The organism is Ferruginibacter sp. (assembly GCF_031430955.1).
Lineage (GTDB): Bacteria > Bacteroidota > Bacteroidia > Chitinophagales > Chitinophagaceae > Ferruginibacter.
In genome coordinates this window covers 1-5,708 of sequence record NZ_JANPCM010000686.1, presented here as the reverse complement: position 1 = coordinate 5,708, position 5,708 = coordinate 1, and the positions used below count along the sequence as shown (strand labels likewise).

At 35.4% G+C, this 5,708-nt stretch carries 5 protein-coding genes; 1 reads left to right on the top strand and 4 read right to left on the bottom strand.

Annotated features, from left to right (window positions below; translation table 11 throughout):
• The 3 genes from ACY65O_RS19605 to purB form a co-directional block, all read right to left on the bottom strand.
• The coding region (locus tag ACY65O_RS19605; RefSeq protein ID WP_462222550.1) for a PKD domain-containing protein at positions 1-1,164 on the bottom strand (1,164 nt) is incomplete at its 3' end.
• Positions 1,165-1,267: 103 nt separating this feature from the next.
• Positions 1,268-2,395: a LamG domain-containing protein gene (locus tag ACY65O_RS19600; RefSeq protein WP_462222549.1), complete on the bottom strand. Its 1,128-nt coding sequence runs from the start codon at positions 2,393-2,395 to the stop codon at positions 1,268-1,270.
• 108 nt (positions 2,396-2,503) lie between these two features.
• On the bottom strand, positions 2,504-3,838 hold the full coding sequence (gene purB / locus ACY65O_RS19595) for an adenylosuccinate lyase (protein ID WP_462222548.1): 1,335 nt from the start codon (positions 3,836-3,838) through the stop codon (positions 2,504-2,506).
• A gap of 33 nt (positions 3,839-3,871) precedes the next feature.
• Here purB and ACY65O_RS19590 point away from each other — a divergent pair, with 33 nt between their 5' ends.
• Positions 3,872-4,618 (top strand): menaquinone biosynthetic enzyme MqnA/MqnD family protein, encoded by a 747-nt coding sequence (locus ACY65O_RS19590; RefSeq protein ID WP_462222547.1) that lies wholly within the window; start codon positions 3,872-3,874, stop codon positions 4,616-4,618.
• A gap of 321 nt (positions 4,619-4,939) precedes the next feature.
• Here ACY65O_RS19590 and ACY65O_RS19585 read toward each other — a convergent pair.
• A partial coding sequence (locus tag ACY65O_RS19585; protein WP_462222546.1) for a lipopolysaccharide biosynthesis protein occupies positions 4,940-5,708 on the bottom strand: 769 nt, incomplete at its 5' end.

Below are 5,708 nucleotides of genomic sequence, written 5' to 3'. Positions count from 1 at the left end.
GACAGCACCAAACGCATTTAATTGTGCAGAACTTCCTGAGCAAATAATTTTATTACTGGTAGCCGAAACTATAGGCGTATCCACAATAATTTTTACGCTGTCTCTTCTAATTGAAACAGCAGTAAAAGAAATGTCATCTAATGCAAAATCATTACCATCCGCATTATAAGTAAAGTCTTCTAAAGAAATGCTTACTGTTGTATTTATTCCTGAATTCCAGTTAAGCTTTTGCTGCACCCACTGGCATGCTACAGACGGGCCGTTAAGTGTTGGTCCAAATTGTACTCCATTTATGTAAAATTTAAAGACGGCAAAATTGGCTAATGAAATACTTTGTATCCAGGCGGAAAACTGGTAATTTGTATTAGGTGTAACATTCACTGTGCTTTTCCATAATTTTTTTCCTGCAGTTGTAGCGCCGTTTGCAACAAGCATATTTCCTGCCCCACTTGTATGGTCAGTACACGGACTTGCACCGGCATTCCATGTTTGTGCATTTGTTGTAATTCCATAAACTGCGTTGGCGATTGAATTAGTTGTTGCGAATGTATAATCAGATGTAAACCCTGTATTCCCTGCACTAAAATCCCCATTTACAATTAAATTACTTCCTAAAACTTCTGCGGTATAATAATAAGTAATATTGGTTGGTGCAGATGTGGTTGGGTTATTTAACAGCGGGTTATTTAAATAAGTGGTGGGGCTCCAGCAAAAACTATTTGATGGTTGTGCCCTTAATAATTTAGTAGTGCCAAAGCAAATAGTGGTGTCGGGTGTAGTGACTAATGTATTGTCGTTTTGTAAGTTTATTGAAATGTTTTTTGTTATCGTATCGCTACAGGAGGCTCCAAACAAAATCATCTTTACAACATAGTTACCATAAGTGGTATAGACATGACTGGGAGAATTTAAAGTGCTGAAAGGAGTTAAATCTCCAAAATCCCATTCAACAGAATTAAACAGTGTAGTACTGGGGATAAACTTTACGGAGGATGGATTACAGCTATTAAATTCGAAAGAAAAATCGCCATTAAATGAACAAGGCGTTAAAACTGTTTGTTTTGAGCCTTGTGATTTTAAACTAATACGTGACGAAGCAGGATTTTTTTGAGCAAAAACAGAACTGGGAAAAAATATAAAAGTTATAAAAAATAATTTGATCATAGAAGATACTTTTGGGAAGAATGAATTACGTTTAAATGTACATTATAATTTATCAGCAACTCATTTTTCTATTAAATATTTTTTAAATTCAACCTGTTTTTGCTTACTCGTTAAGCGTAAACGCCACCACGCCGTTACTATTCTTTGTACTGCTGATATTTAATTCATAACGTTTCTTACCATCATAAATTATCATCAATGCAGTGTTGGGAGGAATACTGCCTAAGTTCTCTGCATACATAACTAACTCGTTGCGGCTTTTGCCGGGTTCAACTTTAAGTGTAAAAGTTATGGGCTTATCCGAAAGGCGTTGGTGTGTGGTAATTATTTTATCATTATAGATAAGCGTTACGCTGTCGCCATCAATATCTCCGTTATCGTAAAGCGTAACCGAAATGGAATCATGCTCCACAGCAATTTGTTTAACCAATTGATTGTTTCTTTTTTCAAGAGAGATTTCTTTTGCAACTGCAATTGGCTTAATGGTATCTTTTTTTATTGCTTCTTTGCAAAGCGCAACTATTTCTTTTTCGTTTACTGCCCTGTCGTAAATTCTTATATCATCAATATCTGCATTCGTCCAAAAAGGAAAAAACGAATCGTTTGTTTTTCCAAAAAACAAATCATCTTTATTGGTAAACGTTTCTTTAAAATTTATGGCGTATTTTAATTCACAATCAACATATAAACGGGCAGTGGTGCCATCATTGGTGTAAATAACCGAATACCATTGATTTTTTTTTATGTAAGGCGTATATATTTTTTGTGTGGTGCCTGTACCCCTGAAATTTAAATGCAGAGAATCTTTTAAAAGATCGCCACTGCATCCTTTGCCATCAGTAAACAAAGCATCATCAAACCTTAATGCATAATTACCGGGATAATAATCGGCAGTGCCTTTTGATATAATGGAATTAGCATGGCATATATCATAATAAAAACCTGTTGGCCTCACCCAAACTGAAAGTGTTATTTGATCGGTAAAATTTAATGAAGGGTTATTGGGTATTTGTATATAATTATTGATGCCATTAAAATGATAAGCACTGCTGGCATTACCAAACCTGTCTTTGGTTAGCGTAGCATTATTAAACGAAGGGTTGTTATTGTTACCGCTGGCATCGTTAGCATTGCCAGTAAATGGGTAGTAAGCTTTAAGGCCATTACTCAAATTAACTTGTGTAAAAGCTGTTGATGAAAAAAATAAAAAAGTAAAAAAAATATTTTTCATAAATAAGAATAACGGCACTAATAAATTTTACCTGCTTGCTGTAAGGCGTGCCAACCTTTGCAATATTGCAAACTAGCTGCATAATGCTGGAAACCCTGAGCAATAATATTACACACCGGTATAATTATGCGGTGTAATGGCCTTTAATTCTTTTTTTAATGGAGCAGAAATTTTTAGACCGCTGATAAATTGGTGCATCGCTTTTTTATCAATGGCTGTTTTTCCTCTCGTTAATTCTTTTAATGCTTCGTAGGGGTTGGGGTAATTTTCACGGCGTAAAATAGTTTGTATGGCTTCGGCAACTACAGCCCAGTTATTTTCCAGGTCTTCTTTTAATTTATTGTCGTTCAAAACTAATTTGCTCAGTCCTTTTTCTGTTGATTTTATTGACAAAATAGTATGTGCAATCGGCGTCCCAATATTTCTTAACACGGTGCTGTCTGTTAAATCTCTTTGTAATCGGCTGATAGGGAGTTTGGCTGAAAGATGTTCCAGTAAAGCATTTGCAATACCGAGGTTACCTTCTGCATTTTCAAAATCGATAGGGTTTACTTTATGCGGCATGGCGCTGCTGCCAATTTCTCCTTTAATTGTTTTTTGTTTAAAATAATCTATACTGATGTAATTCCAAATGTCTCTGCAAAAATCTATAAGAATGGTATTGATTCTTTTTATAGCATCAAAATGTGCAGCAAGCACATCGTAATGTTCTATTTGTGTGGTGTATTGCTGGCGCTGCAGGCCTAATTTATTTTCCACAAAATCGTTGGCAAATTTTATCCAGTTATATTTTGGGTAAGCCACATAGTGAGCATTAAAATTTCCGGTAGCACCTCCAAACTTTGCTGTAAAGGGTATGTAACTGAATAACTGAATTTGATTTTCCAATCTTTCTACATACACCATTAATTCTTTTCCCAGCCGTGTAGGCGACGCCGGTTGACCGTGTGTACGTGCCAGCATAGGAACGTTTTTAAACTGCAATGCTAATTTACCTATAGTTAGCTGTAAATTAATTAACGCCGGTAAATATTCCTGCTCAATACTGTTTTTCCAGAGTAAAGGAATAGCAGTGTTATTAATATCCTGGGAGGTTAATCCAAAATGCACCCATTCTTTTAAATTTGCAGCACCGCATTTTTCCAGTTGCGCTTTTAAAAAATATTCAACTGCTTTTACATCATGGTTGGTAATGGTTTCAGTTTTTTTTATTTCTGCCGCATCGGCTAAAGAAAAGTTATTTACCACATCATGCAATTGTTTTTTTAATGCGGCACCTGCTTTAAAAAATTTCTTTTCTGCCAAAAATAAAAAATATTCTACCTCCACTAAAACCCGGTATTTAATTAAAGCGTATTCGCTGAAATATTCATCTAAATGTTGCAGTTGTTTACGGTAGCGGCCATCAATGGGAGAGATGGCAGTTAGTTGGTTTAAATCCATGTTGTTGATGTAAATTTGGGCAAAAATACAGTATTGATACATAAGATTAAAGTGGGGGCAGTAAGTTATTTAAATACGAAGCCACTTATATATGGATTTGAAAATGGAATGATGGCTGATGAGATTGAGTTGCTCTTTGATTTTCCTGCTAATATTGCCCAACAATTATTAAATAATCACATTGATGTTGGCCTTGTGCCGGTTGCGGCGCTGCCTGCTATGCAGGAGTTTCATATCATTAGTGATTACTGTATTGGTTGCGATGGCGCTGTGGTCAGCGTTTGCCTTTTTAGTGATGTGCCGCTGCAGGAGATAAAAACTATTTTATTAGATTACCAGAGCAGGACTTCGGTGGCGTTGTTGAAAATTTTAATAAAAGAGCATTGGAAAATATTGCCGGAATTTATTGCTGCAGAAAAAGGTTTTGAACAAAACATTAAAGGCAGCACTGCCGGGCTAGTAATTGGAGACAGGGCTTTTAAACAAATTCCTGTTTCAAAATATCATTACGATCTTGGTTTGGCATGGAAAGAAATGACGGGGTTGCCTTTTGTATTTGCTGCATGGGTAAGCAACAAAAAAATGACTGCTGAATTTATTAACTCCTTTAATGCAGCAACTTCGTTGGGACTGCAAAATATTGATACAATTGTTACATCAATTAATTATAAAGAAGCTGACCTTAACGATTATTACAAAAACAGGATTAGTTTTTTGCTGGATGATAAAAAGAAAGCAGCGCTGCAATTATTTCTTTCTAAACTGAATTATACCAATTAGACATTGAATCTATCCGATTAAAAAAGTGTCAGGTTGATGAGCTTGTCGAAACCGGTGCAAGAGTCAAACCGCCTTCGACAAGCTGCTAATGACAAGTATTTTAGAAGTTTGATAAACAATTTTTTACAAAAATTGATTTTAGCCACAAAGGCACTAAGGCACTAAGGAAAAATGCGTAGCATTTTTTCTGCTTTGTGTCTTTGCGCCTTTGTGGCAACCCTTTTTTATTAGCGAAGCTGAGAAAATTCTTTCTTACTGTCATTAGCAAAGAGCTTAATTTTTTTTTATGAGTGCCCCAGGCTGACAGTATGTTTTCAATGTCTAATTGGTATTAGATTTTATACCCAGTCTTTTTTTAATTGAATTTAAAACCGGTTCTAAGTCGGGGGTTAATTTTAAATAATACACACCTGCAATAAACAGTAAAGAAAATAAAACCGACTTTACAAACATGCACGTTACTCCTGAAATATTTTTAGTAATAAAAAATATTGCAAAATAAATTGCGGCAGCAGTTACAACCGCTTTTAATGAATTAATGGTGAAAGGCTGCATTTTAAATTTGTAATAAATAAATCCCATGCGGATAGCATTGTACACTGTAAGGCTGATAAAGCCTGCAATGCCAGCACCCACCATACCATATTTTTGCGTGAGCCAGTAATTTAACGGTATAGTTAAAAACAATAGCACCACTCCGGTTATAAATTCAAATTTCCAAAAATTACTGGTGTATAACATCTGGCTGTTTACGCCGGTACCCATATCAATAATAAATTTTAATCCCAGCACCAGTATTACATATTTACCTGCGGTAAAAGTAGGGTTGATATTAAAAGCTGTATAAGCATCATCTATATTTAACCAGATATTTAAAAAGATAAACAGCGAAATAATGAGCATGTTGATGGAACTGCGATTGTAAATTCGGCTGATCTCTGTTAAGTTTTTTTCTTTCCATGCCTGTGCAATGTAAGGGCTGGTAATAGCCACTATACTGCGTTGCGGTACAGATATAATGCTGGCAATATAATTTGACAATGTAAAGATGGCGGCTTTTTCCAAACCTTCCTGACGGGTTAAATTGATG

Bases quoted from the DNA above. Each gene is read 5' to 3' on its own strand.
- ACY65O_RS19600 (WP_462222549.1), bottom strand. From the start codon at position 2,395: ATGAAAAATATTTTTTTTACTTTTTTATTTTTTTCATCAACAGCTTTT.
- purB (WP_462222548.1), bottom strand. From the start codon at position 3,838: ATGGATTTAAACCAACTAACTGCCATCTCTCCCATTGATGGCCGCTAC.